The organism is Methylobacterium sp. WL7 (assembly GCF_008040085.1).
GTDB classification, from domain to species: Bacteria; Pseudomonadota; Alphaproteobacteria; order Rhizobiales; family Beijerinckiaceae; genus Methylobacterium; species Methylobacterium mesophilicum.
The window spans coordinates 1-619 of record NZ_VRVG01000357.1 but is presented as its reverse complement, the minus strand read 5'-3'; the positions used below and the strand labels follow the sequence as shown (position 1 = coordinate 619).

At 64.1% G+C, this 619-nt stretch carries 1 protein-coding gene and 1 pseudogene; both read left to right on the top strand.

The window, feature by feature from the left end; all coding sequences use genetic code 11:
- On the top strand, nucleotides 1-407 hold a 407-nt coding region (locus FV233_RS29770; protein WP_210249530.1), incomplete at its 5' end, for a terminase family protein.
- An 86-nt stretch (nucleotides 408-493) separates the two neighbouring features.
- Nucleotides 494-619, top strand: a pseudogene (locus tag FV233_RS29765) (DNA packaging protein); the annotation flags it as partial.

Below are 619 nucleotides of genomic sequence, written 5' to 3'. Positions count from 1 at the left end.
CTGACGCCTGGGCGGCTGGAGACACCAGCGAGACCACCCGAGACATCGTGCAGGCGATCCTGATGGGTCCGCTCGGCGAACTTGGGAAGGGGCTCATTCCAGGCGACAGCATCATCGGCGAGCCCAGCCGGCGCGCGGGTGTCACGGGGGCGATGGATACGGCCCGCATCCGACACGTCTCGGGTGGCACGTCAATCGTGGGGTTCAAGAGCTTCGATCAAGGTCGCCGCAAGTTCCAAGGCACCGCCAAGCACATGATTTGGCTTGACGAAGAACCTCCGCAGGACGTGCATGAGGAGTGCATGATCCGCCTCATGACAACCAACGGCCTGATGATCGTCACTTATACCCCGATGTCTGGCATGACCGAGATCGGTCTGCGATACCTGCAGTCGATGGCGTCGTGAGCCCCTACTGCATCCAAGCAACCTGGGACGACGTCCCGCACCTCTCGGCCGAGCAGAAGGCCAAGATGTGGAACGACATGCCGGCCTACCGCCAGCGCGAGACGACGCCAGTCATTCACGCGGCGGCGCTCAAAGGCTGGGGCGACTGGCTGCCGGTTGCCTGGCCTCACGACGGCCTCCAGCACGACAAGGGCTCCGGCAAGACGCTGGCG